Origin of the sequence: Streptomyces sp. MUSC 14 (assembly GCF_001866675.1) — a bacterium.
GTDB lineage: Bacteria > Actinomycetota > Actinomycetes > Streptomycetales > Streptomycetaceae > Streptomyces.
This window is the reverse complement of sequence record NZ_MLYN01000072.1, coordinates 21,168-45,860: the sequence shown is the minus strand read 5'-3', so window position 1 is coordinate 45,860 and position 24,693 is coordinate 21,168. Positions and strand designations below refer to the sequence as shown.

Annotated in this window: 18 protein-coding genes, 2 tRNA genes and 1 pseudogene; 17 read left to right on the top strand and 4 right to left on the bottom strand. The window is 72.8% G+C overall.

Annotated elements, in window-relative coordinates; all coding sequences use genetic code 11:
* Positions 1-104 precede the first annotated feature (104 nt).
* The 8 genes and pseudogenes from BIV25_RS39040 to BIV25_RS39005 all read left to right on the top strand — a co-directional run bounded on the left by BIV25_RS39040 (position 105) and on the right by BIV25_RS39005 (position 8,300).
* Positions 105-410 (top strand): hypothetical protein, encoded by a 306-nt coding sequence (locus tag BIV25_RS39040; protein WP_071377296.1) that lies wholly within the window; start codon positions 105-107, stop codon positions 408-410.
* 225 nt (positions 411-635) lie between these two features.
* Positions 636-1,814 (top strand): acyl-CoA dehydrogenase family protein, encoded by a 1,179-nt coding sequence (locus BIV25_RS39035; protein ID WP_071377295.1) that lies wholly within the window; start codon positions 636-638, stop codon positions 1,812-1,814.
* On the top strand, positions 1,811-2,788 hold the full coding sequence (locus tag BIV25_RS39030; protein ID WP_071377294.1) for a bifunctional MaoC family dehydratase N-terminal/OB-fold nucleic acid binding domain-containing protein: 978 nt from the start codon (positions 1,811-1,813) through the stop codon (positions 2,786-2,788). Before BIV25_RS39035 ends, BIV25_RS39030 begins: the two co-directional genes overlap by 4 nt.
* A 1-nt stretch (position 2,789) precedes the next feature.
* A pseudogene (locus BIV25_RS39025) lies at positions 2,790-3,886 on the top strand (acyl-CoA dehydrogenase family protein).
* Complete coding sequence (locus BIV25_RS39020; protein WP_071377293.1) at positions 3,876-4,361, top strand: MaoC family dehydratase; 486 nt, start codon at positions 3,876-3,878, stop codon at positions 4,359-4,361. Before BIV25_RS39025 ends, BIV25_RS39020 begins: the two are co-directional and overlap by 11 nt.
* Positions 4,358-5,524, top strand: a complete 1,167-nt coding sequence (locus tag BIV25_RS39015; protein WP_071377292.1) for a lipid-transfer protein — start codon at positions 4,358-4,360, stop codon at positions 5,522-5,524. Before BIV25_RS39020 ends, BIV25_RS39015 begins: the two co-directional genes overlap by 4 nt.
* Before the next feature lie 383 nt (positions 5,525-5,907).
* Positions 5,908-6,501 (top strand): SigE family RNA polymerase sigma factor, encoded by a 594-nt coding sequence (locus BIV25_RS39010; protein WP_071377291.1) that lies wholly within the window; start codon positions 5,908-5,910, stop codon positions 6,499-6,501.
* Positions 6,502-6,644: 143 nt separating this feature from the next.
* Positions 6,645-8,300, top strand: coding sequence for a long-chain fatty acid--CoA ligase (locus tag BIV25_RS39005; protein ID WP_071377290.1), 1,656 nt, complete (start codon positions 6,645-6,647; stop codon positions 8,298-8,300).
* 75 nt (positions 8,301-8,375) lie between these two features.
* Here the strand turns inward: BIV25_RS39005 and BIV25_RS39000 are convergent, their stop codons facing one another.
* The gene (locus tag BIV25_RS39000) at positions 8,376-12,512 is read right to left on the bottom strand and encodes a PAS domain-containing protein (protein WP_079177168.1); all 4,137 of its coding nucleotides are present in this window, start codon (positions 12,510-12,512) and stop codon (positions 8,376-8,378) included.
* A gap of 431 nt (positions 12,513-12,943) precedes the next feature.
* A complete protein-coding gene (locus tag BIV25_RS38995; RefSeq protein WP_071377289.1) occupies positions 12,944-13,387 on the bottom strand; it encodes an SSI family serine proteinase inhibitor in 444 nt (147 codons plus the stop codon).
* Between the two features lie 243 nt (positions 13,388-13,630).
* On the opposite strand from BIV25_RS38995, the gene BIV25_RS38990 reads away from it, so the two are divergent.
* From BIV25_RS38990 to BIV25_RS38980, 3 genes are all read left to right on the top strand, one after another.
* A tRNA-Ser gene (locus tag BIV25_RS38990) sits at positions 13,631-13,721 on the top strand.
* Between the two features lie 202 nt (positions 13,722-13,923).
* A tRNA-Arg gene (locus tag BIV25_RS38985) sits at positions 13,924-13,996 on the top strand.
* A 371-nt stretch (positions 13,997-14,367) separates the two neighbouring features.
* Entirely contained in the window at positions 14,368-15,408 is a 1,041-nt protein-coding gene (locus tag BIV25_RS38980) for a zinc-dependent alcohol dehydrogenase family protein (RefSeq protein ID WP_071377288.1), read from the top strand.
* A gap of 66 nt (positions 15,409-15,474) precedes the next feature.
* On the opposite strand, the gene BIV25_RS38975 is transcribed toward BIV25_RS38980, so the two are convergent.
* Together BIV25_RS38975 and BIV25_RS38970 are read right to left on the bottom strand one after the other, a co-directional pair.
* On the bottom strand, positions 15,475-15,741 hold the full coding sequence (locus tag BIV25_RS38975) for a hypothetical protein (RefSeq protein WP_071377287.1): 267 nt from the start codon (positions 15,739-15,741) through the stop codon (positions 15,475-15,477).
* Between the two features lie 148 nt (positions 15,742-15,889).
* Positions 15,890-16,924: a sphingomyelin phosphodiesterase gene (locus BIV25_RS38970; protein ID WP_071377286.1), complete on the bottom strand. Its 1,035-nt coding sequence runs from the start codon at positions 16,922-16,924 to the stop codon at positions 15,890-15,892.
* 297 nt (positions 16,925-17,221) lie between these two features.
* Between BIV25_RS38970 and BIV25_RS38965 the strand changes: the two genes are divergently transcribed.
* The 6 genes from BIV25_RS38965 (at position 17,222) to BIV25_RS38940 (ending at position 24,683) form a co-directional block, all read left to right on the top strand.
* On the top strand, positions 17,222-18,094 hold the full coding sequence (locus tag BIV25_RS38965) for a DUF2797 domain-containing protein (RefSeq protein ID WP_079177166.1): 873 nt from the start codon (positions 17,222-17,224) through the stop codon (positions 18,092-18,094).
* A 101-nt stretch (positions 18,095-18,195) separates the two neighbouring features.
* Positions 18,196-18,564, top strand: coding sequence for an antibiotic biosynthesis monooxygenase (locus tag BIV25_RS38960; protein WP_071377285.1), 369 nt, complete (start codon positions 18,196-18,198; stop codon positions 18,562-18,564).
* A gap of 107 nt (positions 18,565-18,671) precedes the next feature.
* A complete protein-coding gene (locus BIV25_RS38955; protein WP_071377284.1) occupies positions 18,672-19,412 on the top strand; it encodes a response regulator transcription factor in 741 nt (246 codons plus the stop codon).
* A complete protein-coding gene (locus BIV25_RS38950; RefSeq protein ID WP_177235573.1) occupies positions 19,409-21,106 on the top strand; it encodes a cell wall metabolism sensor histidine kinase WalK in 1,698 nt (565 codons plus the stop codon). The genes BIV25_RS38955 and BIV25_RS38950 overlap by 4 nt, the downstream gene beginning before the upstream one ends.
* A 14-nt stretch (positions 21,107-21,120) precedes the next feature.
* Positions 21,121-22,548 carry a bifunctional glycosyltransferase family 2/GtrA family protein gene (locus BIV25_RS38945; RefSeq protein WP_071377282.1) on the top strand — a complete coding sequence of 476 codons (1,428 nt, stop codon included), beginning with the start codon at positions 21,121-21,123 and terminating at the stop codon, positions 22,546-22,548.
* Positions 22,545-24,683, top strand: coding sequence for a glycosyltransferase family 39 protein (locus BIV25_RS38940; RefSeq protein ID WP_177235572.1), 2,139 nt, complete (start codon positions 22,545-22,547; stop codon positions 24,681-24,683). The genes BIV25_RS38945 and BIV25_RS38940 overlap by 4 nt, the downstream gene beginning before the upstream one ends.
* Positions 24,684-24,693: the final 10 nt, after the last annotated feature.

Below are 24,693 nucleotides of genomic sequence, written 5' to 3'. Positions count from 1 at the left end.
ATGCGCGACGTCGTCCACGAAGTCGAGGCAGTCGGCCAACTGCCCTGACACCAGCTGTAGTTCATAAACTTCTGGCCTCTCGGGCCGCTTTCTGGAGGAACAAGATGGCAAGCATCCGTACCGCCCGCGTTGTCGCCGCCGTCGCTGCTCTCCCGCTCGCCGCCGCCCTGTTCAGCGGTGTCGCCGCCGCAGACAACGGCGCCATCGCGGGTCACGGATCGAACGCCGGTGTGGCGAGCGTCATCGGCAGCGGTGTCGGCCACGACAATTTCGGCAACTCCTCGACCACCCAGCAGAGCGCGGTCGGCAACGGCGCGTCGAACCAGAGCAACACCGCTCAGGTCAACGGTTCCGCCTTCACGGCCATCCGGCAGGAGAACGTGTCCGTCAACTTCGCCAACCTCTGGTGAGCCCGGGACGAGGTCCCTCCCGGTGAGGGCCCTCGTGGGGTGTGCTTCGGGGTCGTAACACGTCGCGCGGCGGCACTTCGGTGCCGCCGCGTCGGCGTTTTCCCGGGCCGCGCGGCGCCCGGGACCCCGGCCGTGGAGTCGTCGTCGGCGACCTTGACACCTCCCCCTATCTGACGGACAGTCAGAAAACTTCCCGGGAAGGTCCGCGAGGCAGGGAGGCCCGCCGTGCACCTCGCCCCCACGCAGCGACAGGAGAGCCTGCGCGCCGAACTGCGCGCCTATTTCCGCACCGTGCTGCCCGAACGCGGCGAACCCGCCGACCCCCGTGCCCTGTTGCGCCGCATCGGCGCCGACGGCTGGCTGGGGCTCGGCTGGCCGGTCGAGTACGGCGGCCAGGGCCGGGGCGCGGACGAGCAGTTCGTGTTCTTCGACGAGGCCCACCGGGCCGGCGCCCCGGTCTCCATGGTCACGCTCAACACCGTCGGGCCCACCCTCATGCGGTACGGCAGCGAGGAGCAGAAGGCCCGCTTCCTGCCCCGGATCCTCAGCGGCGAGGCCGACTTCGCGATCGGCTACACCGAGCCCTCGGCCGGCACCGACCTCGCCTCGCTGCGCACCCGGGCCGTGCGGGAGCGCGACGGCTGGCGCGTCGACGGGCAGAAGATCTACACCTCGGGCGCCCAGCACGCCGACTGGATCTGGCTCGCCTGCCGCACCGACCCCGAGGCGCCCCGGCACCGCGGCATCTCGATCCTCCTCGTCCCGACCGACGCTCCCGGGTTCTCCTGGGCGCCGATCGAGACGGTGGGCGGGCAGACGACCACGGCCACCTACTACGACGGCGTCCGTGTCCCCGCCGGGAACCTGGTCGGGACCGAGCACGAGGGCTGGTCGCTGATCACCGGCCAGCTCGACCACGAACGGGTCGCGCTCGCCGCGCTCGGCATGCAGGCCGAGGAGTGTCTCGAAGCCGCGCTCACCGCCGCCCGTACACCCGATCCGGTGAATCTGCGCCGCCGGATCGACGAGCCCTGGGTGCGTCTGCGGGCGGCCGAGGCGCATGCCCGTCTGGCGGCGAACCGCCTGCTCAGCTGGCGTTTGGTGGCGGACGTCGGGGCGGGCCGACTGGCTCCCGGCGAGGCGAGTGGCGTGAAATTCGCGGGAACTGAATCGACTGTCGCGACGTATCGCATGTGTCAGGAGATCGCGGGCGAGGCGGGACTGGTCCGCGCGGGTTCCCCGGGGGTCTTCGGGGACGGCGAGCTGGAGCGGCTGAACAGGGCGGCACAGATCAACACGTTCGGGGGCGGGGTGAGCGAGGTGCAGCGGGAGATCGTCGCGACGATGCGGCTCGGGATGGCACGGACGGCACGGGCGGCCGGGACGCGGAGGGAGCAGCGGTGAGCGCGGGGGTTCCGGAGGCGGACGAGCCGGGCGCGCGGCTCGCGGGGTACGAAGGGCGGGCGGCCACGGTCGCCGGCGTGGGCAAGGACCCGGTGAACCTGCCGATGATCCGGCACTGGTGCGAGGCGATGGGCGACACCAACCCCGGGTACGCGGGCCCGGACGCCGTCGCCCCGCCCACCATGCTTCAGGCGTGGACGATGGGCGGCCTGTCCGGACACGCGGGGCGCACGGGAGCCTACGACGAACTGGTCGGCCTGCTCGACGCGGCGGGCTGCACGTCCGTGGTGGCCACCGACTGCGAGCAGGAGTATCTGCGGCCCCTGCGCCCGGGCGACGAGGTGGCCTTCGACACGGTGATCGAGGCGGTGTCGGAGCGGAAGACGACGAAGCTGGGCACGGGCTACTTCGTGACGACCCGCACCGACGTCCGGGTCGCCGGCGAGCTGGTGGCCACGCACCGCTTCCGCATCCTCAAGTACGCCCCCGCGCGCCGGAAACCGCCCGCTCCACGCCCCCGGCGCCCCCGCCCGGTGGTCAACCGGGACAACGCGGGCTTCTGGGAGGGCGTGGCCGGCCACCGGCTGCTGATCCAGCGCTGCGCGGACTGCGGCACCCTGCGCCACCCCTGGCTGCCGGGCTGCAACGCCTGCGGCTGTCCGGAGTGGGACACGGTCGAGGCGAGCGGCGAGGGCACGGTCCACTCGTACGTGGTGATGCACCACCCGCCCTTCCCGGCCTTCGATCCGCCGTACGCGGTCGGCCTGATCCAACTCGCCGAGGGCGTGCGGATGGTGAGCAACGTGGTCGGGGTGCCGTACGACAAGGTGCGCATCGGGCTGCCGGTCCGGGTGGAGTTCCGCCGCTACGAGGACGACGGGGACGACGGGGACGACGGTGCTGTCGGGGGAGGCGGGGACAGCGAGGGCGCGCTGGTCCTGCCGGTCTTCCGGGTCGTCGAGGGCGAGGGCTGACATGGACTTCACACCCACCGAGGCCCAGGCCGGGGCCCGTGACCTGGCCGCGCGGATCTTCGGCGACCTCGCCCGCCCCGACCGGCTGAAGGCGGCCGGGACCGGCAGCGACCCGGAGCTGTGGAAGGCCCTGTGCGCGGCGGGCCTGGTCGGCGCGGTGACGGACCTGGGCCTGCTCGGGCTGGTGCTGCTCCTGGAGGAACAGGGGCGGACGACGGCCCAGGTGCCGTATGCGGCCAGCTGTGTGTACGGCCTGCTGGCCCTCACCGCGCACGGCAGCGACGAGCAGCGCGGCGCACTGCTCCCCGTGGTCGAGGACGGCTCGGCGGTGGTGGCCAGGGCGCTTCCCGCGCAGGGCGCGGTGCGGATCTCGCCGCGGGCCTCGGCGCGGGAGGGTGCGCGGGCCCCGGCGCGCGGTGAGCTGACCGGCACGGTCCCGGTGGTGCCGTGGCTGCGGGACGCCACCCATGTCCTGGTCGCCGACGCCGGCCGGGGGCTGTGGCTGGTCCCGCTCGGCCCGGGCACGGCCGTCACCCCGGTCGAGCTGACGGCGCCCTGGTCGGCGGGGAGGCTGACCCTCGACCGGGCACCCGCCGAGCCGGTGGGCGGCCCGGAGGCCTACGCCGACGTCCTCGCCACCGCGCGTACTGCCTTCGCCGGGCTGCAGGCCGGGGTGTGCGCGGGCTCGCTGGCGCGGGCCGTGGCGCATGTCGGCGCCCGGGAGCAGTTCGGGCGCCCGCTCGCCACCCGGCAGGCCGGCCAACTGCGCGCCGCCGACGCCCACATGGACACCGAGGCGATCCGGGTGACGGCCTACGAGACGGCCTGGCGGCGGGAGGCCGGGCTGCCGTACGCCACGCACGCGCTGAACCGCCGCCTGGTGGGCGTCCGAGGCGGGGCTGGGGGTCCCCCGCTCGAGCGAAGCCGAGAGTGGGGGAGGGTGGTCCCACGGGCCAGCATCTGCACGGCCGGGCGGGCGCCGACCTCGACCATCCGGTGCACCGGCACTTCCTGTGGGGCCGCCAGCTGGACGCGTATCTGGGCTGCGGGGCCGAAGTGCTCCAGGAACTGGGGGAGTTGATCGCACATGACGAGTGAGGTCGCGGCGGAGCCGCGGGTGGGTGCCGAGCTGCCACCGCTGGAGATCCCGGTCACGCGGACGCTGATCGTGGCGGGGGCGATCGCGTCCCGGGACTACCAGGACGTGCACCACGACGCCGAGCTGGCCCGGCAGAAGGGCTCGCCGGACATCTTCATGAACATCCTGACGACGAACGGCCTCGTCGGCAGATACATCACCGACCACTTCGGGCCGACGGCGGTGCTCCGCAAGGTCGCCATCCGGCTGGGCGCGCCCAACCACCCGGGGGACACGATGGTGTTGACCGGCCGGATCGAGGAGGTCGTCGAAGAGGACGACGGCGCCACGGCGACCGTGCGGGTCGTCGGCGCCAACGGCATCGGCCGGCATGTGACCGGGACGGTGACGGTCACCCTCCCCGGCGCGGGCGCGTCTTCCGGCCCAGCCGCGTCTTCCGGCACAGACGGGTCCCCCGGCGGAGGCGCGTCATGAGCGGGCGGACGCGGGACACCCTGGGCGGCCGTGCGGCGATCGCCGGGATCGGGGCCACCGCGTTCTCCAAGGACTCGGGGCGCAGTGAGCTGCGGCTGGCGGTGGAGGCGGTGCGGGCCGCGCTGGACGACGCGGGCCTGGCGCCGGCCGACGTGGACGGGATGGTGACGTTCACGATGGACACGAGCCCGGAGATCACCGTGGCCCAGGCCTGCGGGATGGGCGAGCTGTCCTTCTTCTCGCGGGTCCACTACGGCGGCGGCGCGGCCTGCGCGACGGTCCTGCAGGCGGCGCTCGCGGTGGCGACGGGCATGGCGGAGGTGGTGGTCTGCTACCGCGCCTTCAACGAGCGCTCGGGCCGCAGATTCGGCGCGGGCGTGCAGCACCGGGAGCCGTCGGCGGAGGGGGCGGCGCTCGGCTGGATGCTGCCGTTCGGGCTGCTCACCCCGGCCTCCTGGGTGGCGATGGCGGCCCAGCGGTATCTGTACGCGTACGGACTGACGCCCGAGGTGTTCGGGCACGTGGCCGTGGTGGACCGTAAGTACGCGGCGACCAACCCGGCGGCGTACTTCCACGGCCGCCCCCTCACCCTCGCCGAGCACGCCGCGTCCCGCTGGATCGTGGAGCCGCTGCGACTGCTCGACTGCTGCCAGGAGACCGACGGCGGACAGGCGGTCGTCGTCACCTCGGTGGAGCGGGCCCGGGACCTGCGGCATCCCCCGGCCGTGGTCACGGCGGCCGCGCAGGGCGCCGGGCGGGCGCAGGAGCAGATGACGAGCTTCTACCGGGACGAGCTGACCGGCCTGCCGGAGATGGGCGTGGTGGCCCGCCGGCTGTGGCGGTCCTCCGGCCTCGGCCCGGCCGACATCGACGTGGGGATCCTCTACGACCACTTCACACCGTTCGTGCTGATGCAGCTGGAGGAGTTCGGCTTCTGCGGCAGAGGGGAGGGGGCCGGCTTCGTCGCCGAGGAGCGGCTGCCGCTGAACACGCACGGGGGCCAGCTGGGGGAGGCGTATCTGCACGGCATGAACGGCATCGCGGAGGCGGTGCGCCAGCTGCGCGGCACAGCGGTCAACCAGATACCGGGCGCGTCCCGCACCCTGGTGACGGCCGGGACGGGGGTCCCGACGTCGGGGCTGGTCCTGACGTCGGACGGCTGAGCCGAGGGACACCGGTGACCGCGGGCCTGGGTGCCGACGGCCCTGGCTGGGGCGCGGACGACTCGGGCTGGGGTGCCGCCGACCGGGGCCGGGGTGTCGGCGACTCGGGCCGGGGGGGCGGCGGCCTGGGCCGGGGTACTGGCGGCCGACCACGGGACGGTTACCGCAGGTCACGGCGGGGGCCACGGGTGGAGACCGCCGAACCCGTGCGATCGCCCCCGCCCCGCCTCGGGGTGCGCCTCAGGGTCGAACCCGCAGATCGGGTGGACCCGTACTCCACCTTCAGGAGGTGGAGTACGCCCCACCCCTACAACCTGAGGGGGACGACGCTTCGGGACCTGCGGGCGATCCGCCGGAGCGGCTCCCACTCCTAGCGTGGAGCCATGACCACACCCGTCTGCACCAGCGCCTCGGCTGCCGCCGCACCAGCGGGACAGACCCTCCCCCACGCCCGAGTGCGCCAGGGCGGCGCTGCCCCCACGTACCCGTCGTTCGCCTCGTACGTCCGGGCCCGCCAGCCGGTCCTGCTGCGCACCGCACGCTCGCTGACCGCGAACCCGAGCGATGCCGAGGATCTGCTGCAGACCGCGCTCGCCAAGACGTACGTGGCCTGGGACCGGATCGAGGACCAGCGGGCGCTGGACGGCTATGTGCGCCGTGCGCTGCTGAACACCCGGACCTCGCAGTGGCGCAAGCGCAGGGTGGACGAATTCTGCTGCGACGAGCTGCCCGAGCCGGAGCCGGTGCCCGGTGACGACGACCCGGCCGAGCGGCAGGCGCTGCGCGACGCCATGTGGCGGGCGATCACGAAACTGCCGGCGCGACAGCGGGCGATGGTCGTCCTGCGGTACTACGAGGACCTCAGCGAGGCCCAGACCGCCGAGGTGCTCGGCGTGTCGGTGGGCACGGTGAAGTCGGCGGTGTCCCGTGCGCTCGGCAAGCTGCGCGAGAACACCGAGCTGGGCCTCATCCGCTAGCCGGCACCCCACCCGCACCCCGTCGGCGTCGAGTTCCCGTTCTCGTGGTGACGTACTCCCTAGTGACATACCGCGCGGTATGTGAGCAGAATCTGCCCTACCCCTACTGCCGCGCAGGGCAACGCCGCCCCGGGAGGACCGCCGTGCTGAGCACCATGCAGGACGTACCGCTGACCGTGACTCGGATCCTCGAACACGGAATGAAGATCCACGGGCAGTCCCGGATCACCACCTGGACCGGGGAGGGCGAGCCGCAGCGCCGCACCTTCGCCGAGGCGGGCGCGCGCGCCGTACAGCTGGCGAACGCCCTGCGGGACGAGCTGGGCGTCCGGGACGACGACCGGGTCGCGACCCTGATGTGGAACAACGCCGAGCACGTCGAGGCGTACTTCGCGGTCCCGTCCATGGGCGCCGTGCTGCACACGCTCAATCTGCGGCTGCCCGCCGAGCAGCTCGTGTGGATCGTCCACCACGCGGCCGACAAGGTCGTCATCGTCAACGGCTCGCTGATCCCGCTGCTCGCGCCGCTGCTGTCCCAGCTGCCGACCGTCGAGCACATCGTGGTCTCCGGCCCGGGCGACCGCTCCCCGCTCGCCGCCGCCGGTGCGCGGGTGCACGAGTACGAGGAACTGATCGCGGACCGGCCGACCACGTTCGACTGGCCCGAGCTGGACGAGCGCCGGGCCGCCGCCATGTGCTACACCTCCGGCACGACCGGCGACCCCAAGGGCGTGGTCTACAGCCACCGTTCGATCTACCTGCACTCCATGCAGGTCAACATGACCCAGTCCATGGGCCTGACCGACCAGGACACCTCCCTGGTGGTGGTTCCCCAGTTCCACGTCAACGCCTGGGGTCTGCCGCACGCCACCTTCATGACCGGTGTCAACATGCTGATGCCGGACCGCTTCCTGCAGCCGGCTCCGCTCGCCGAGATGGTCGAGCGTGAGCGGCCGACCCACGCGGCCGCCGTGCCCACCATCTGGCAGGGGCTGCTCGCCGAGCTGACCGCCCGGCCCCGCGACGTCTCCTCCCTCACCCAGGTCACCATCGGCGGCGCGGCCTGTCCGCCCTCCCTGATGACGGCCTTCGACCAGCTCGGCATGCGGGTCTGCCACGCCTGGGGCATGACGGAGACCTCTCCGCTCGGCACGGTGGCCCGTCCGCCGGCCCATGCGGTCGGCACCGACGAGGAGTTCGCCTACCGCCTCACCCAGGGCCGCTTCCCGGCCGGCGTCGAGGCCCGGCTCAGCGGCCCCGACGGCGAGCGCCTGCCCTGGGACGGGGAATCGGCGGGCGAGCTGGAGGTGCGCGGCAACTGGATCGCCGGCGCCTACTACAACGGCCCGGACGCCGAACCGCTGCGCCCCGCCGACAAGTTCAGCGAGGACGGCTGGCTGAAGACCGGCGACGTCGGCACCATCTCCCCCGACGGCTTCCTCACCCTCACCGACCGCGCCAAGGACGTCATCAAGTCCGGCGGCGAGTGGATCTCCTCCGTGGAGCTGGAGAACGCGCTGATGTCCCACCCGGACGTCGCCGAGGCCGCCGTGGTCGCCGTACCCGACGAGAAGTGGGGCGAGCGCCCGCTGGCCACGGTCGTCCTCAGGGAGGGCGCGCACGCCGACTTCACGACCCTGCGCACGTTCCTCGCCGAGGAGGGCCACATCGCCAGGTGGCAGCTCCCCGAGCGCTGGACGATCGTCGAATCGGTGCCGAAGACGAGCGTGGGCAAGTTCGACAAGAAGGTGCTGCGCAGGCAGTACGCGGACGGCGCCCTGGACGTCACCCGCCTCTGACCCGGCGGGGCGGGATACGCCGGCTGGGCAGGGACGAACGGTTCCTGTCCGGCCGGTGACGTGCGGGGTGCTACGTCAGTTGGTGCCGATCCGCGCCAGCAGGTCCACGATCCGGCTCTGGACGTCCGCGCTCGTGGACCGCTCCGCGAGGAACAGCACCGTCTCGCCCGAGGCCAGCCGGGGCAGGTCGGCCTGGTCGACGGCGGCGGTGTAGACGACCAGCGGGGTGCGGTTGAGCCGGCTGTTCGCCCGCAGCCAGTCGATGATCCCGGCGAACCCGGCTCCGGGCTGCCGCGGCTGCACCTGCATCAGGTCCATCACCACGAGGTTCGGCCGGAACTGCCCGGCGAGCGTCACCGCGTCGTTGTCGTTCGCGGCGCGCGCCACCTGCATGCCGCGCCGTTCCAGCGTCGCGGTCAGCGCCAGCGCGATCTCCGCGTGCTCCTCGATGAGCAGGACGCGCGGCGGGTGCTGCTCGCTGTCGCGCGGCGCGAGCGCCTTCAGCAGCACGGCGGGATCGGCGCCGTACGCCGCCTCGCGCGTCGCCTGCCCGAGTCCGGCCGTGACCAGCACCGGAACCTCGGCGGCCACGGCGGCCTGGCGCAGCGCCTGGAGGGCCGTGCGCGTGATGGGCCCGGTCAGCGGGTCCACGAACAGCGCGGCGGGGAAGGCCGCGATCTGCGCGTCGACCTCCTCGCGGGAGTGCACGATCACCGGGCGGTAGCCGCGGTCGCTCAGCGCCTGTTGGGTCGTCACGTCGGGCGCGGGCCACACCAGCAGCCGGCGCGGATTGTCCAGCGGCTCCGGGGGCAGCTCGTCGTCCATCGGCTGCGGCCGCGGCGGGTCCGCGACCTCGACGGCTCCGCCGGGACCGTCGAGCGGCTCGGGTCCCTCGGCGGCGTCGGCGTCCGGGGCGCCTATGGCGTACGACCGTCCGGCGCCCTCGGTGCCCGGCGCGGGCCGGGACTGTCCGCCGAGCGACGGCTGCGCCACGGCCGGCTGTGCGGTCGCCGCCTCGGCCCCCGGCTCCGGGCGGGCCGCCGGGTCGGGAGGCGTGCCCAGCTTGCGCCGGCGGCCGGAACCGCCGGGCGCGTGCGGCGGCGGGGTCTGCGTCTGCGTCGGCTGCTGCACCTGCGCCGCCTGCCGCGCGAACGGCACGCCCTGACCGAGGGTGCGGACGCTGATCGCCCGCCCCTGCGCGGAGTTCGGGTCGGCCGAGGCGTCCTCGGCGGGCAGCGGCTGCGCGGCCCGCGCCGCGGAGGCCACGGCGGTACCCGCGCCGGACGTGTCGTCGGCACCGGGCCATTGCTGCGGGACGGCGGCCGCGGGCGCCGGGACCTGTCCGGCACCGGCGGCGGCCGCCGCGGCGTCCTCGGCGGGCAGCGGCTGCGCGGCCGGGGCACCGCCGGCCGGGGTCGGGGTCTGCGCCGGGGCCGCCTGGGCGGGCGCGGCCGCGGCGCCGCTCTGGGCCGGTGCCGCGGTCTGCGCACCCGGCCGCGTACCGGACGCCGCCTCCCCCGGAGCGACCGGCTGAGCCGACACCGGCACGGGGGCGGGAACGGGAACGGGAACGGGAACGGGCTGGGCCTGCGCGGTCTCCGGCGTGGGCGCACCCTGGGCCGGCGGGGCCACGGCACGGCGGCGCCGGCCGGTCGGCGCGCTGGTGGGATGCGGTTGCGGCGGGGTGTGGTCCTCGGACTGGTCGAGCGGTACGGCGTCGTGCCGGCCGACGTCACCTGGCGCCGCCTCGTGCGGCTGCGTCTGCGTCTGAGGTTGCGGCTGCGGCGGGGCCTCAGGGCTCACCGGCTCGGCGGACTGCGGTGCGCGGTCGGCCTCGGCCGGCGGGAGGGCGAAGACCGGACGCGGGCCGGCCGCCTCCTGCGCGGCGGCGCGCTCGGCCGCCGCGGCCAGCGCCCGCCGGCGCCGCCCGGTCGGCTGCGCGCCCTCGCCCGGGGCGTCCTCCGCGGTGTGCTGCGAGGTACCAGGAGCCTGCTGCCCCGTGCCGCTCCCGGCGGGGAGGGCGGCCGGCAGCGCTGCCTGGGCCGGCGCCCCGGCATCGGGGCGGACGGGCACGCCCTGCGGCGGCACGGCGGCGCCGAGTCCCGTACCGGCGGCGGCCGCGCCCGCGGCATGCTCCGCCGCGGTCACCACGGCGCCCTCGCTGACGCCCGCACCGTCACCGGCGTCACCGGCGCCGTTCTCGGCGGGCCGGCCACGGCGCCGCCCGGAGCCGCTGGACGATGCCGATGCCGATGCCGATGCCGATGCCGATGTTGGTGTCGGTGCCGTCTGCTCGCCCTCGGCCGGGACCACGGCGACGGCCGTCTCCTCGGCGGGCGCGGCGGCACGCCGACGCCGCCGTCCGGTCGGCGCGGGCGCGTCCGCCTCATCGGTCTCGGCCGCGCCGGGCACGTCACCGCTCTCCAGGAAGGCGTCCGTGGAGGCCCGCCGGGCCCGCCGCCGTCCGCCACCGCCGACCGTGTACCCGTCGGCCTCGCCGTTCTCCTCCGCGACGGTCTCGGCCACCGCCGGCAGGGCGGCCACGGACCCGGCGCCCCCGCCGATCGGCACCTCCAGCACATACGCGCTGCCGCTCATGCCCGGCACCTCGTGCGTCTGGAGCACCCCGCCGTGGGCCCGCACGATCCCGCGCACGATCGGCTCGTGCACCGGGTCTCCCCCGGAGTACGGCCCGCGCACCTCGATGCGGACGACCTCGCCGCGCTGGGCGGCGGCGACCACGACCGTGTTGTCCAGGTAACCGCCCGTGGAGGCGGGCGCGTTGCCGGTGGCGTCGACGCCGGCCACGTCCGCCACGAGGTGCGCGAGCGCGGTCGCGAGCCGCCGCGGGTCGACCTCGGCCTCGATGGGCGGCGCGTGCACGGCGAACTGCACCCGGCCGGGGCCGATCAGCTCCACCGCACCGTCGACACCGGCGGCGACGACGGCGTCCAGCATCACCTTCGTCCGGGTGATGTCCTCGGTGCCGGCGTCCAGCAGCTGGTAGCCGAGGACGTTGTCGATGAGGGTGGTGATGCGCGCGTACCCGGCGGACAGGTGGTGCAGCACCTGGTTGGCCTCGGGCCACAGCTGCCCGGCGTCGTCCGCGGCCAGCGCGGACAGCTCGCGCCGCAGTTCGTCCAGCGGCCCGCGCAGCGACTGCCCGAGCAGGGTCAGCAGTTGGTCGTGCCGCCCGGCGAGCGCCTCGTACCGGTCCTTCTCACGCTCGGCGAGCGCCGCGTACCGCTCCTCGGCCGCCGCGGCGTCCTCCGTGTGCGCCTCGCGCAGCTCCTCGACCTCGGTGACGTGCTTCTGGCGCAGCGCGGTCAGATCGGAGGCGTGCTCCTCGGAGAGCCGCTCGATCTCCGCCGCGTGTGTCTTCTCCTGGGTGGCCTTCTCCTCGGCCAGCGCCTCGTACGGCCGCCGGTCGGTGAAGGTCATCACGGCGCCGACCAGCTGGTCCCCGTCGCGCACGGGGGCGGTGGTGAGGTCGACGGAGACTTTTTGCTCTCCCTTGGACCACAGCACCTGCCCGCGCACCCGGTGCTTGCGCCCGGAGCGCAGGGTGTCGGCGAGCGGCGACTCGTCGTACGGGAAGGGGGTGCCGTCGCCGCGCGAGTGCAGCACGAGGTCGTGCAGCTCCTTGCCGCCCAGCTCACCGGCCCGGTAACCCAGTATCTGCGCGGCGGCCGGGTTGACGAGCACGATCCGCCCGTCGGTGTCGGTGCCGACGACACCTTCCGCGGCCGCGCGCAGGATCATCTCGGTCTGCCGCTGCGAGCGCGCCAGCTCCGCCTCGGTGTCCACGGTCCCCGACAGGTCCCGGACGACGATCATCAGCAGCTCGTCGCCGGTGTAGCCGTAACCGTCGTAGGCCTGCTGCCCGTTCTCCAGGTTCGCGCTCGTGACCTCGACGGGGAATGACGAGCCGTCGGTCCGCCGGGCGAGCATCCGGGTCGGCTTGGTCCGACCGTGCGGGTCCATGTGATCGGGTCGCCGCATCGAGCCCGGGATCAGCCGTGAGTCGAACTCGGGCAGCAGATCGAGCAGCCCACGCCCCACGAGAGCCGTACCCGGCGCCTCGAATGCCTCGAGCGCGATGGTGTTGGCGTTGACGACGGTTCCGTTGGCGTTGACCAGGACCAACGCGTCCGGCAGAGCGTCGAGTATGGCTGCGAGGCGAGCAGCGCCTCGGGATGGCCTGCTGCTCACGAGACGCCTTCCTCCCTGTTACCGCACCTTGCCGACCGCTCGGGCCATCTTGCCAACCGGCCCGCGACGTGTCACGCGAGGGAGTCTATGCGCACGTGTTGCGCTCGCGGCGCCGGATGAGAGGGAGGTCCCACGAGGAAGTGACACCGAACCTGTGCACGACCACCGGCCGGGCCCCCGGCTCCGGCCCGGCTCCGCCTCTGGCTCCGGCCCGGCTCCGCAAGACCTTCGCGGGACCTTTACCACCGGTACGGCCTGGGTGACGCGGGAGTGATCCGACCGGGAGGCACGGCGGGCACCGCGGCGACTTCCGCGCGCCGGGCCGCCGGCGGACGGCTATGGGGTGTCGTCGGGACCAGGCCGGCCGTGACGAGCGGGGCCGGACGCACGTGCCAGGGCCCGCGACGCCGGCATGATCCGAACGACACCCCCTACGCCGATCCCAGACCGGGCAGCAGCGGCACCATCCGGTCCCACCGCCCGATCTCGCACCCGTTGCTGCGGTCGTACACGGCGTCGACGGGCCGGCCGGCCCAGGTGCCGGTGACATGGGCGGTGGCCGGACCGCCGTAGATCATGGTGCAGACGGAGCCGGGGGGCACCGGGGCGAAGGGGTCCCGCCCCCATTCCGTCGTCCCGTCCAGCGCCCGGCAGGTCCCGGCCGGGTCCAGGTGGCTTCCGCCGTCCGGATGACAGAACAGTTCGTACGTCCCGTCCTTCCCGGACCCGGCGTGCGCCACGGCGACGGTCAGATGGTCCCCGGCCCGGTCCTCGGGCCGCACGGGCGGCGGCCCGCCGGGCGCCGCGACGGCGGGTACGGCGGCGAGGGAGACCAGGGCCGAGACGGCGGTGAGGGAGGACACGGCGCAGGACACGGCGAGGACGGGGTGCGCGCCGTCGCGGCGCCCGTGCCGGAGGGGGACGCGTGACCCCCGTCGAGAGAGAAAGACCATGCCCTGCCCAACGGCTGTGCCGTCAGGACGTTGCGCCCCGCCGGGCGGAAGCCCTTTGCCCTGCGGCCCCCGTGCCTAGTACCGTGGAGCTCGATTGGTGACAGGCCGCGAGGCTGTGTCATCATCTGCACGCACCACTCGCGCGCTCGCGTGAGCGGTTGTGCTGGAGGCGTCGCCTAGTCCGGTCTATGGCGCCGCACTGCTAATGCGGTTTGGGCCTTAAAGCCCATCGAGGGTTCAAATCCCTCCGCCTCCGCACCGAACCCGAAGCCCCGGTCCTCAGGACCGGGGCTTCGGCGTTCCCGGATCATCGTCGCCCACTGCCCCTGTTTGCCGTTTTCGCAGGTCAGGTGGGGTGGGGGGAACGGATTTCACATGGCGGCGGCAGTCATGTAATGTTCTTCCTGTCGCCGGGACGGGCCGAAAGGACCGAAACGAAGACAAGAACAAAAGAACAAGCACTCGTAGCTTAACGGATAGAGCATCTGACTACGGATCAGAAGGTTGCAGGTTCGAATCCTGCCGAGTGCACATAGATCAGAGGCCCCGTGGAGAGATCCACGGGGCCTCTGGCTTTTGCTGAAGTGTTTGTTCCGGTCTCCGGCATCGCCTGCACGTCCTCTTCGAGTGGTTCGGGTCCGGTACCACGACGTTGCGTCTGCCGTCCGTGCTTGCCATGGCCGCAGCCGCGGCTTGTGCGGCCGTCGTAGGAAGACAACTGGCGGGGTTCTGGGCGGGCCTGGGGGCATGCACCTGATCTCCCTCGACCTGAAGAGCTGAAGGACTCAGGAACCGCCGCCGGGAATCCTTCCGGGGTCGGGCGTAGCGTGAGATGACGGACGTGCAATGACGGATTCGTCGTTCGAACGCAGAGCAGTGCGAGGTCACTCATGCCTCGATCCATGCGCGCGCTCGTCGCCGTAGAGGTCGGTGAGCCTGCCGAGGTGCTGCGGCTGGAGTCCCGGCCCGTTCCCGCGCCGCAAGCCGGTCAGGCGTTGATCCGTGTGAAGGCGACGCCGGTCCACGCCAGTGATCTGCACGTACTGCGTGGCCGCTACGGTTTCTCCCCCGAGTTCCCCGCTGTCGGTGGCCGCATGGAATGCGTGGGCCGCATCGAGGCCCTGGGCCCGGACACCGGGGGACCGCCGATCGGCGAGCGTGTGGTGGTCGCCGCCGTCCCGGCGGTGCCCGGACCCCCGGTGGCCGGGACGTGGCAGGAATACCTTGTCGCCGACACACGGAGGCTCCTGCCGGTTCCCGACCGGCTGAGCGACTCCAGCGCCTGCCAACTCGTCGTCAACCCGTTGACGGCGCTGCTCCTCGTGACGCGCGAACTCGACGTACAGCCCGGTGAATGGCTGCTGCAGACGGCCGCGGGTTCCACCGTCGGCCGGCTCGTCATCCAACTGTCCGGGCATCTGGGTGTGCGCACGATCAATGTGGTGCGGCGGCGTACTGCCGTCGAGGAGATCACGGCGCTCGGCGGTGACGAGGTCGTTTGCACGCAGGACGAGGACCTGGTGCGGCGTGTGGCGGAGATCGCCGGACCGGCCGGTGTGCGCAAGGCCGTCGACTGTGTCGCGGGCGAGGTGGGTGCCCAGGCGTCCCGGGCGCTGGCGCCGGGCGGAGAGGTCGTGGTCTACGGCGCGCTCTCCACGCATCGGCAGACCGATCCGGCTGCGCTGACGATCCCGCTGCAGGCACGCTCGGTCATCTACGAGACCAAAGCGGTCCGTGGCTTCTGGCTGAACCGCTGGTTCGCCGCCGTCCCGCCCGAGGACGTGCTGCGGTCGCTGTCCCGCGTTCGCGGTCTTGTCGCCGACGGGGTCCTGAGCGTCCCGCCGGGCCGGCCGTTCCCGCTCGAACGCTTCGCCGAGGCCGTCTCGCTCGCCGAAACACCCGCACACGGCGCCAAACCACTCTTCGTCTTCGAAGACGCCTGACACGCCTGAGACGGCTGGGATGGGTGAGACGGCTGGGACGGCTGGGATGAGTGGGACGGCCCGTCGTCACGTCGGTGAGATGAAGCCCCGGTCGGTGAGCCACCGGTCCAGCGAGTTGCGTTCGACCTCCCGGAGGGCCCGCGCGGTGTCGGACCTGCCGGGTCTGAACGCGGCAAGGGTGCGGTTGGCGGCCCACATGCGGATCTGGGCGACGGTGAGCGGGTCGAGTTGTCCGCGCTCGCGCCAGCGGGGGCCGGCCCCGTCGTCCACGGGCAGACTCCGGTCGAAGAACTCGTCGATCAGGCCATGCGCCTGGAAGTCGCGGTCATCCATGACGACCTCCCTTGCCGGTCTGACCAGACTGGTCGGCCCCGGCCCGGGGCGGTAGGGCCGAACGGCACCCCCACAGGGCCGAACGGCCACCGGCACCGACGGGACGCCGGCGGCCCCGAGAGTTCCGGGGCGGCCGGCGTCGTGCCCCCTAGTTCAGCTGGAACGTCGCCTCGACCGGGTAGTGGTCGCTGGGGGCGTTGGTGTCGGTCTGGCCGGTGGTCCAGCCGGACTGCGGGTCGAAGTCGACCTTGACCGTGGACACCGCGGCCGGGACCGGGCGGCCGGTGGCGTTCAGGTAGCCGATGTAGTCGAGGTCGTCGCGGTAGTCCTTCGGGAAGGACTCGACGCCGGACATGTACTGGCACCAGGCGGAGACCGGGCAGTCCATGGTCCGCAGGCTCTGGGAGGAGTCGGTGGCGGGGGTGCCGAGGACGCCGTTCACCGCGCTCTGGGCATTGGCGTAGTCGCCGCGCGACTGGCCGCCGTAGTACTCCACGTTCATGTCGCCGCCGATCAGCACCGGACCGCTGGTGCCGGCGATGCCGTCCGCCCAGGAGCGGATCTCCTTGAGCTGGGCGAGGCGGGTGGCCTGGGTGGTGTCGGTGGAGGTGTCGGACTCGTCGGCCTGGAGATGGGTGCCGACGACCCAGCTCCTCACCCCGCCCTTGTCGATCTGCGCCAGCGCCGCGCCCTTGTTGGCGTGGTAGTCCCAGGTGCCGTAGGTCGAGTTGCTGAAGACGTGGGCGTACTGGGCGGTGATCGGGTACTTGGAGAGGATCATCGTGCCGCCGTTGATGACGAACAGCGAGTTGGAGCAGTCGCCGCTGATGCCGTTCCAGCCGCCGCCGGAGCACGTCTGGCCGACGACCGGGGTGTGGTACGGGTACAGGTCGGCGAGCTTGCTGGTGATGTCGGCGGTCGAGGTGTTGTTGAAGTCCTCGTCCAGCACGACCACGTCCGCGCTGTGCTTGCGGATGATCGACTCGATGACCGGGGTGCGCTGGGCCGCCTTCTCGTTCTGGGTCGTGTCGACGATCGGGGTGCCGAGGTCGACGTTCCAGGCGAACACCGACAGGTTGGTGCCGGTGGCCGCGCTCGCGGCGGGGGCCGTGTAGCCGCCGGCGCCGAGCAGCAGGGCCGCCGCCGCGGAGGTGAGGGCGGTAGCGGTACGACGCGAGACCATGCGCTCTCCAGGAGGAAGGGGGAGGGGGCCCCGGCCGGCCGGTGTGCGGCCGACGATCGGGGCGCGTCCATGACAGCGCGACAGACTCTAGGTACTCACCGGTACGGCGGAAAGAACATCGACGCGAACAACGATGGATCGATCCGTGGAGAAAAGGTGTCTGGACAAGTTGGAGGGTGGGGGAGTCGAACCGTCCGGTTGTCGCAGGGGTGGCCGCTCGTACGGTGTGCGCACCGCGTGCTCTGACGTCGGCCGCTCCCGGCCCGCTGTCAGACCCTCCCCCTACTCTCGGGAGGGATGGCACGTGAATGGAGATGCTCGGGACTGCGCTGGTCGGCGGACGGGCCGGTGCTGGTCTGGGACGGTGGGCGGCGCAGCGTGCCGGTGTGGGGGAAGCGGGTCTCCTTCGCCGTGCCCGAGGGCGGGGTGCGGACCTGCGTCGGGGCGCGGGGGAACAGCTGCCCGGTGCGGGCCGGCATGCCGGGCAGGAGCACGGGGGCCCGGTGCGAGGAGTGTGCCCGGCTGGACCGGGCCCACTCCGTGGCCGCCGACACGATCGCCGACGACCCCCGGCCGTACCGGGTGTATCTGGCATGGTTCGGACCCGGACTGGTCAAGGTCGGGATCACCGCGGCCGAGCGCGGGGACGCCCGGCTGCTGGAGCAGGGTGCCGTCTGTTTCAGCTGGCTCGGCACCGGCCCGCTGATGGCCGCCCGGCGCACCGAGGAGCTGTTGCGGGCCGCGCTGCGGGTGCCGGACCGGATTCCGTACGCGGAGAAGCGGGCGGTGCGGGCGGCGCTGCCGAAGGCCGCGGCGGAGCGCGCCGCCGAGGTGCGGGAGCTGCATGCGCGGGCCGTGGCGCTCCCGGCCTGGCCGGAGTCGCTGCGGCCCGCCGAGTGCCGGGTCACCGATCATCTCGGCGTGTTCGGGCTCGACCGGGCGCCGGGTGCGTTCGGTGAGGTCGTGGAGCTGGCGCCGGGCGGCACCGTGACCGGGAACCTGGTCGCCGCCGCCGGGCCCGACCTGCATCTGGCGGTCGGCGGGCGCGGGGTCGTCGTGCTGGACACCCGGCTGATGGCGGGGTGGGGGCTGGTGCCGGGCGAGTCCCGGGAGCTCCGACTCGGATTTCCCGTGCGGGAGTTCAGACAGGAGCCGGACATGTTGTTCTGACCGAACGTAAAGAAACCGAACGTAAAGAATCGGATCCCGGACGGATCCCCTTCGGCAAGATCCATGGACACGCGGCAGGGCGTGCGCCGACGGTTGTCGTCATGAGCGAACAACCCGACACCACTGTCGTTCCCACTCCCGCCCACGAACCCCCTTACTACGCCGTCGTGTTCACCTCCGTACGCCGCGGCGACGACGAACCCGGTGCGTACGAGCGGACCGCCGCCCGGCTCTCGCGTCTCGTCCGGGAGATCCCCGGCTTCCTCGGAGAGGACTTCGCCCACAGCCCGGGGCCGGGCGGACTCGCCGTATCCGTGGCCTACTTCCGGGATCCGGCCGGGATCGAGCGGTGGCGGGACCATCCGGAGCACCTCGACGCCAAGCGGCACGGACGGGAGCGGTGGTACGAGCGGTACACGATTCACATCGCCCGTGTCGAGCACAGTCACGCCTTCGCACGGGGGGCCTGACGCCGGGGCGCTTCCCAGGTGCCGCCTGAGAGCCGCCTGTGCGTTTCTCAGGCAAATCACAGATTGCGGAAAGCGTCTTCTCAGAGGGCCCGGACAAGGTGTGCACCATGACCACGACCTCGCCCCAGGGGCGCACCGAACTGCTGAGGCCGGACGGGAGCCCCGTCCGCGTGCTTGTGGTGGACGACGAGCTGTCGATCACCGAACTGCTGAGCATGGCCCTTCGTTACGAGGGCTGGCAGATCAGGAGCGCGGGCGACGGGCAGGGCGCGATACAGACCGCCCGGGAGTTCCGGCCCGACGCCGTCGTCCTGGACATGATGCTGCCCGACATGGACGGGCTCGCCGTCCTCGGCCGGATGCGCCGCGAACTGCCGGACGTGCCCGTCCTGTTCCTGACCGCCAAGGACGCCGTCGAGGACCGGATCGCCGGGCTCACCGCGGGCGGGGACGACTACGTCACCAAGCCGTTCAGCCTGGAGGAGGTCGTGGCGCGGTTGCGAGGGCTCATCCGCCGGTCCGGTGCCGCCGACCGGCGCTCCGACTCGGTGCTCGTCGTCGGGGACCTGACCCTGGACGAGGACAGCCACGAGGTGTCGCGGGCCGGTGACAACATCCACCTCACCGCCACCGAGTTCGAGCTGCTGCGCTTCCTCATGCGCAACCCGCGGCGCGTGCTCAGCAAGGCGCAGATCCTGGACCGCGTGTGGTCGTACGACTTCGGCGGACAGGCCAACGTGGTCGAGCTGTACATCTCGTACCTGCGGCGGAAGATCGACGCCGGACGCGAGCCGATGATCCACACGCGGCGTGGGGCCGGTTACCTCATCAAACCCGCCGTGTCATGAGCAGGCGACGACGGCCGGCCCCGCAGAGGAAACAGCAGCAACAGGGCCAACCGAAGCGGCAGCAGCGGCAGCGGCGACGCGCCGGGCAGCCGCGCACTCTGCGGACCCGGCTCGTCGTCGCGTCGGTGGTGCTGATCGCGGTGGTGTGCGCGGTGATCGGCACGGTCACCACGCTCGCGCTGCGCCAGCATCTGTACCAGCAGCTGGACTTCAAGGTGAGGGACATCGGCATGCGCGCGGTCGGCCATCCGCAGCTGCCGGACGGCGGCGACGGGAACCTGAGCGGTCTCGGCGGTCCGGGCTCCTCCCCGGCCGACGACACCACGCCGGGCGAGAAGGTCGTCAACCTGCTCACCAAGGGCCCGACGCAGCCGAAGACCATCGCCGCGTACGTGCGGAGCGGCTCGATCGTGAGCGCGGCCGTCGCGGAACAGCAGAACTACACCACCGGCTTCTTCAAGCAGATGAAGGCCGACGGCCTGAACACGGCGCAGAAGAACGTCCTGAACTCCGTGGCCAAGGACAATGATTCACACGTCGTGGAGATCCCCGGGCTCGGGGACTACCTCGTCAAGTACATGACGAGCCGGGACGGCAGTGACGCCTTCTACGTCGCCCTGCCGACCCAGGACGTCGACGACAACATCAACGCGCTGATCCTGATCGAGGTCCTGGTCACCGTGGCCGGTCTCGTGGCCGCCGGTATCGCCGGTTTCGTGCTCGTCGGTGTCGCCACCCGCCCCCTGCGCAAGGTCGCGGGCACCGCCACCCACGTCTCCGAACTCCCGCTGCACACCGGCGAGGTGAAGCTCAGCGAGCGGGTCCCGGAGTCCGAGTGCGATCCGCACACCGAGGTCGGCCAGGTCGGCGCCGCGCTCAACCGTATGCTCGACCATGTGCACGGCGCCCTGCACGCCCGGCAGCAGAGCGAGACGCGGGTACGGCAGTTCGTCGCCGACGCCAGCCACGAGCTGCGCACGCCGCTCGCGTCGATCCGCGGCTACGCCGAGCTGACCAGGCGCGGACGCGAACAGGTCGGGCCCGACACCCGGCACGCCCTCGGCAGGATCGAGTCCGAGGCGGGCCGGATGACCCTCCTCGTCGAGGACCTCCTGCTGCTCGCCCGGCTCGACGCCGGACGGCCGCTCCAGTTCGAGCAGACCGATCTCGTGCCGCTCGTCGTGGACACCGTCAGCGACTCCCGCGCGGCCGGCATGGACCACAACTGGCGCCTCGACCTGCCCGACGAACCCGCGCTCGTGTCGGCGGACGCGGCCCGCGTCCAGCAGGTGCTGGTCAACCTGCTCGGCAACGCCCGCAAACACACGCCACCGGGGACGACCGTCACCGCGCGCGTGCGGCGGCGCGGAGCCTGGATGTGCGTCGACGTCGAGGACAACGGGCAGGGGATTCCGCCCGAGTTGCTGCCGCACGTCTTCGAGCGGTTCGCGCGCGGCGACTCCGCGCGCTCGCGTGCCACCGGGTCCACCGGGCTCGGGCTGGCCATCGTGCAGGCCGTCGCGACCGCGCACGGCGGTGCGGTGACCGTGGACAGCGTGCCCGGGCGGACCGTGTTCACCGTGCGTCTGCCGGCGCTTGCTCCGGCCAGCCCCCGGCCGGCCCCCGAAACGGAGTGGCAATCGCTTTCACAGGCGCAGCACAGTGCCACCACATGGGTGCGACAGGGGGCCTGAGTTGAGTCGGTTCCATGCGAACCGACTCTTCTCCCGGCACTCTGCCGGCGCGGGAGCACCTCCCGGCCGCAGCCGCCGGTACGCCTGTCCTGGACGTAGTGATCCCCGTCTACAACGAGGAGAAGGACCTCCAGCCGTGCGTCCGTAGACTGCACGACCACCTCAAGCGCACGTTCCCGTACGCGTTCCGCATCACCGTCGCGGACAACGCGTCGACGGACACCACCCCCCAGGTGGCGGCGCGCCTGGAGCAGGAGATCCCTGAGGTCAGCCACTTCCGCCTGGAACAGAAGGGCCGCGGCCGGGCCCTCGCGACCGTGTGGTCCGCGTCCGACGCGCCGATCCTCGCCTACATGGACGTCGATCTGTCCACCGACCTCAACGCCCTGCTGCCGCTGGTGGCGCCGCTGATCTCGGGCCACTCCGACCTCGCGATCGGCTCCCGGCTCGCCCGCAGCTCGCGCGTGGTGCGCGGCCCGAAGCGGGAGTTCATCAGCCGCACCTACAACCTGATCCTGCGCGGCTCGCTGCAGGCCCGCTTCTCGGACGCCCAGTGCGGCTTCAAGGCCATCCGGCGCGATGTGGCCCAGGTGCTGCTGCCACTGGTGGAGGACACCGGCTGGTTCTTCGACACCGAGATGCTGGTGCTCGCCGAGCGGGCCGGCCTGCGGATCCACGAGGTGCCGGTGGACTGGGTCGACGACCCCGACTCCACCGTGCACATCGTGAAGACCGCGACCGACGACCTCAAGGGCGTCTGGCGGGTCGGCAAGGCCCTGGCCACCGGTTCGCTGTCGCTGGACCGGCTCACCCGGCCGTTCGGCGACGACCCGCGCGACCGCGACATCCAGGACGTGCCCAAGGGCCTGGCCCGCCAGCTCGTCGGCTTCGTCGCCGTCGGGGTCCTGTCCACCCTCTTCTACCTGCTGCTCTACAGCCTCTTCCGGCAGTTCTCCGGCTCCCAGGTCGCCAACGCGTTCGCCCTGCTGGTCTCGGCGGTCGCCAACACGGCCGCCAACCGGCGGCTCACCTTCGGGGTGCGCGGCCGGGGCGGCGCCGTCCGGCACCAGGCGCAGGGCCTGGTCGTCTTCGGCATCGGTCTCGTCCTGACCAGCGGCTCGCTGGCCGCCCTGAACGCGGCCGGCTCCAACCCGGCGCACTCCACCGAGCTGGCGGTGCTCATCGCCGCCAACCTCGCCGCGACCGTGCTGCGCTTCCTGCTCTTCCGCGCCTGGGTCTTCCCGGACCGCGGCGACTCCGGCCCGGGTCCGGGCCCCGGCTCCGGTCCCGGTTCTGTTTCGACCGTGGTCGCCGGGCACACCCCGTACCCGCCGCTGCCGCACCGGCAGCCGTACGAAGCCGGGGACGGCACCTGGCCGGACGCCACCCTGCGGTTGCAGCCGGTGCGCCCCCACGACACCGATCCGAGGGACCCCCGATGAGCGTCGACCAGCAGAGCGGTACGGCCGCGTGGCTGCCGTCCGCCATGGCTCCCCCGCCGGCCCTGCGGGCCGGTGAGCCCCGGCGGCCCTTCTTCCACCGGCTGTGGCACGGCCGGCCCGAGGACCCTCGCTGGGCCCGCCCGGCCCTCCTCGGCCTGCTGGCCGCCACCCTGGCCCTCTACCTCTACGGCCTCAGCGCCTCCGGCTACGCCAACTCCTTCTACTCGGCGGCCGTCCAGGCGGGCAGCAGGTCCTGGAAGGCGTTCTTCTTCGGCTCGCTGGACGCGGGCAACGCCATCACCGTGGACAAGCCGTCGGCGTTCCTGTGGCCGATGGAGCTGTCGGTCCGGGTCTTCGGCCTGAACTCGTGGGCGATCCTCACGCCCGAGGTGCTGATGGGCGTGGGCTCGGTCGCGGTGGTCCACGCGGGCGTACGGCGCCGGTTCAGCCCCGTCGCCGGTCTGATCGCGGGCGCGGTGCTCGCGCTCACCCCCGTCGCCGCGCTGATGTTCCGGTTCGACAACCCGGACGCGATGCTGGCCCTGCTGATGGCGCTGGCCTGCTACTTCGTCGTACGGGCCGTGGAGGACGACCGGACGAGGTGGCTGGTGTGGGCCGGGGCCGCGGTCGGCTTCGCCTTCCTCGCCAAGACGCTCCAGGCGTTCCTGATCCTGCCGCCGCTGGCGACCGTGTACGCGGTGTGCGCCCCGGTCCCGGTGAGGAAGCGGTTCGCCCAGCTGGCCGCCGCCACCCTCGCGCTCGTCGTCGCGGGCGGCTGGTGGGTCGCGATCGTCGAACTGTGGCCGGCCTCCTCGCGCCCCTACATCGGCGGTTCGCAGCACAACAGCTTCCTGGAGCTGACCTTCGGCTACAACGGCCTCGGCCGGATCAACGGCGACGAGACCGGCAGCGTCGGCGGCATGGGCGGCGCGGGCGGCACCGGCCAGTGGGGGGAGACCGGCTGGGACCGGATGTTCGACTCCGAGATCGGCGGCCAGATCTCCTGGCTGCTGCCGGCCGCGCTGATCCTCCTGGCCGCCGGTCTGGTGGCCACCCGCAGGCTGCGGCGCACGTCCGTCACCCGGGCCTCGTTCCTGGTCTGGGGCGGCTCGCTGCTGATCACCCTGGTGGTCTTCAGCTACATGGCGGGCATCTTCCACCAGTACTACACCGTGGCCCTCGCCCCCTACCTCGCGGCCGTGACCGGCATGGGCGCCGGGCTGCTGTGGGAGAAGCGGCAGGAGCTGCGGGCGTCGATCACGCTGGCCGCCTCCGTGGTCGCGGCGGCGGTCTGGGGCTACGTCCTGCTCAACCGCACCACCGACTACCTTCCCTGGCTGAAGTGGCTGGTGCTGACCGGCGGTCTGACCGCCGCGCTGGGCCTGGCCTTCGCGGGCCGGATCTCCCGGCAACTCGCCCTCGGGGCGGCGGCGGTGGGCCTCGTGGCCGCGCTCGCCGGTCCGACGGCGTACACCCTCAGCACGGTGGACTCCGCGCACACCGGCTCCATCCCGACGGCCGGTCCGGCGGGCGCGGGCATGATGGGCTTCGGCGGCGGTCCGGGCGCCGGCAAGGGCGGCATGCGCGGCGGCTTCGGCGGTGGCATGCCCGGCGGGCAGGGCCGGCAGGGTCAGCAGGGCCGGAACGGCAACGGCCTCCCGGGCGGGGGAATGCCGGGCCGGAACCGGCAGAACGGCAACGGCTTCCCCGGCGCGGGCCGGGCGGGCGAGGGCGGCATGCGCGGCGGCATGGGTGCCGGCGGCCTGCTGAACGGCGCGAGCGTCTCTTCCGCCGCCCAGAAGCTGCTGACGCAGGATGCCTCGAAGTACACCTGGGCCGCCGCGTCCATCGGCTCCCAGAACGCGGCCAGTTACCAGCTCGCCACCGGTGACCCGGTGATGGCGATCGGCGGCTTCAACGGCACCGACCCGTCCCCGACACTCGCGCAGTTCGAGAAGTACGTGGCGGACGGCAGGATCCACTACTTCATCGCCGGCGGCGGCACGGGCGCCGGCATGGGTACCAGCAGCAACGGCGCCGCCTCGCGGATCAGCGCGTGGGTCCAGAAGAACTTCACGAAGGTCACGGTCGGTTCGGCCACCTTCTACGACCTCACGCAGAGGAAGAGCGGCTGAGCGAGCGGCC

Bases quoted from the DNA above. Each gene is read 5' to 3' on its own strand.
- BIV25_RS38965 (WP_079177166.1), top strand. From the start codon at position 17,222: ATGGCACGTGAATGGAGATGCTCGGGACTGCGCTGGTCGGCGGACGGG.
- BIV25_RS39020 (WP_071377293.1), top strand. From the start codon at position 3,876: ATGACGAGTGAGGTCGCGGCGGAGCCGCGGGTGGGTGCCGAGCTGCCA.
- BIV25_RS38975 (WP_071377287.1), bottom strand. From the start codon at position 15,741: ATGGATGACCGCGACTTCCAGGCGCATGGCCTGATCGACGAGTTCTTC.
- BIV25_RS38980 (WP_071377288.1), top strand. From the start codon at position 14,368: ATGCGCGCGCTCGTCGCCGTAGAGGTCGGTGAGCCTGCCGAGGTGCTG.
- BIV25_RS39040 (WP_071377296.1), top strand. From the start codon at position 105: ATGGCAAGCATCCGTACCGCCCGCGTTGTCGCCGCCGTCGCTGCTCTC.
- BIV25_RS38945 (WP_071377282.1), top strand. From the start codon at position 21,121: ATGCGAACCGACTCTTCTCCCGGCACTCTGCCGGCGCGGGAGCACCTC.
- BIV25_RS39010 (WP_071377291.1), top strand. From the start codon at position 5,908: ATGACCACACCCGTCTGCACCAGCGCCTCGGCTGCCGCCGCACCAGCG.
- BIV25_RS38960 (WP_071377285.1), top strand. From the start codon at position 18,196: ATGAGCGAACAACCCGACACCACTGTCGTTCCCACTCCCGCCCACGAA.
- BIV25_RS38970 (WP_071377286.1), bottom strand. From the start codon at position 16,924: ATGGTCTCGCGTCGTACCGCTACCGCCCTCACCTCCGCGGCGGCGGCC.
- BIV25_RS38940 (WP_177235572.1), top strand. From the start codon at position 22,545: ATGAGCGTCGACCAGCAGAGCGGTACGGCCGCGTGGCTGCCGTCCGCC.
- BIV25_RS39015 (WP_071377292.1), top strand. From the start codon at position 4,358: ATGAGCGGGCGGACGCGGGACACCCTGGGCGGCCGTGCGGCGATCGCC.
- BIV25_RS38950 (WP_177235573.1), top strand. From the start codon at position 19,409: ATGAGCAGGCGACGACGGCCGGCCCCGCAGAGGAAACAGCAGCAACAG.
- BIV25_RS38955 (WP_071377284.1), top strand. From the start codon at position 18,672: ATGACCACGACCTCGCCCCAGGGGCGCACCGAACTGCTGAGGCCGGAC.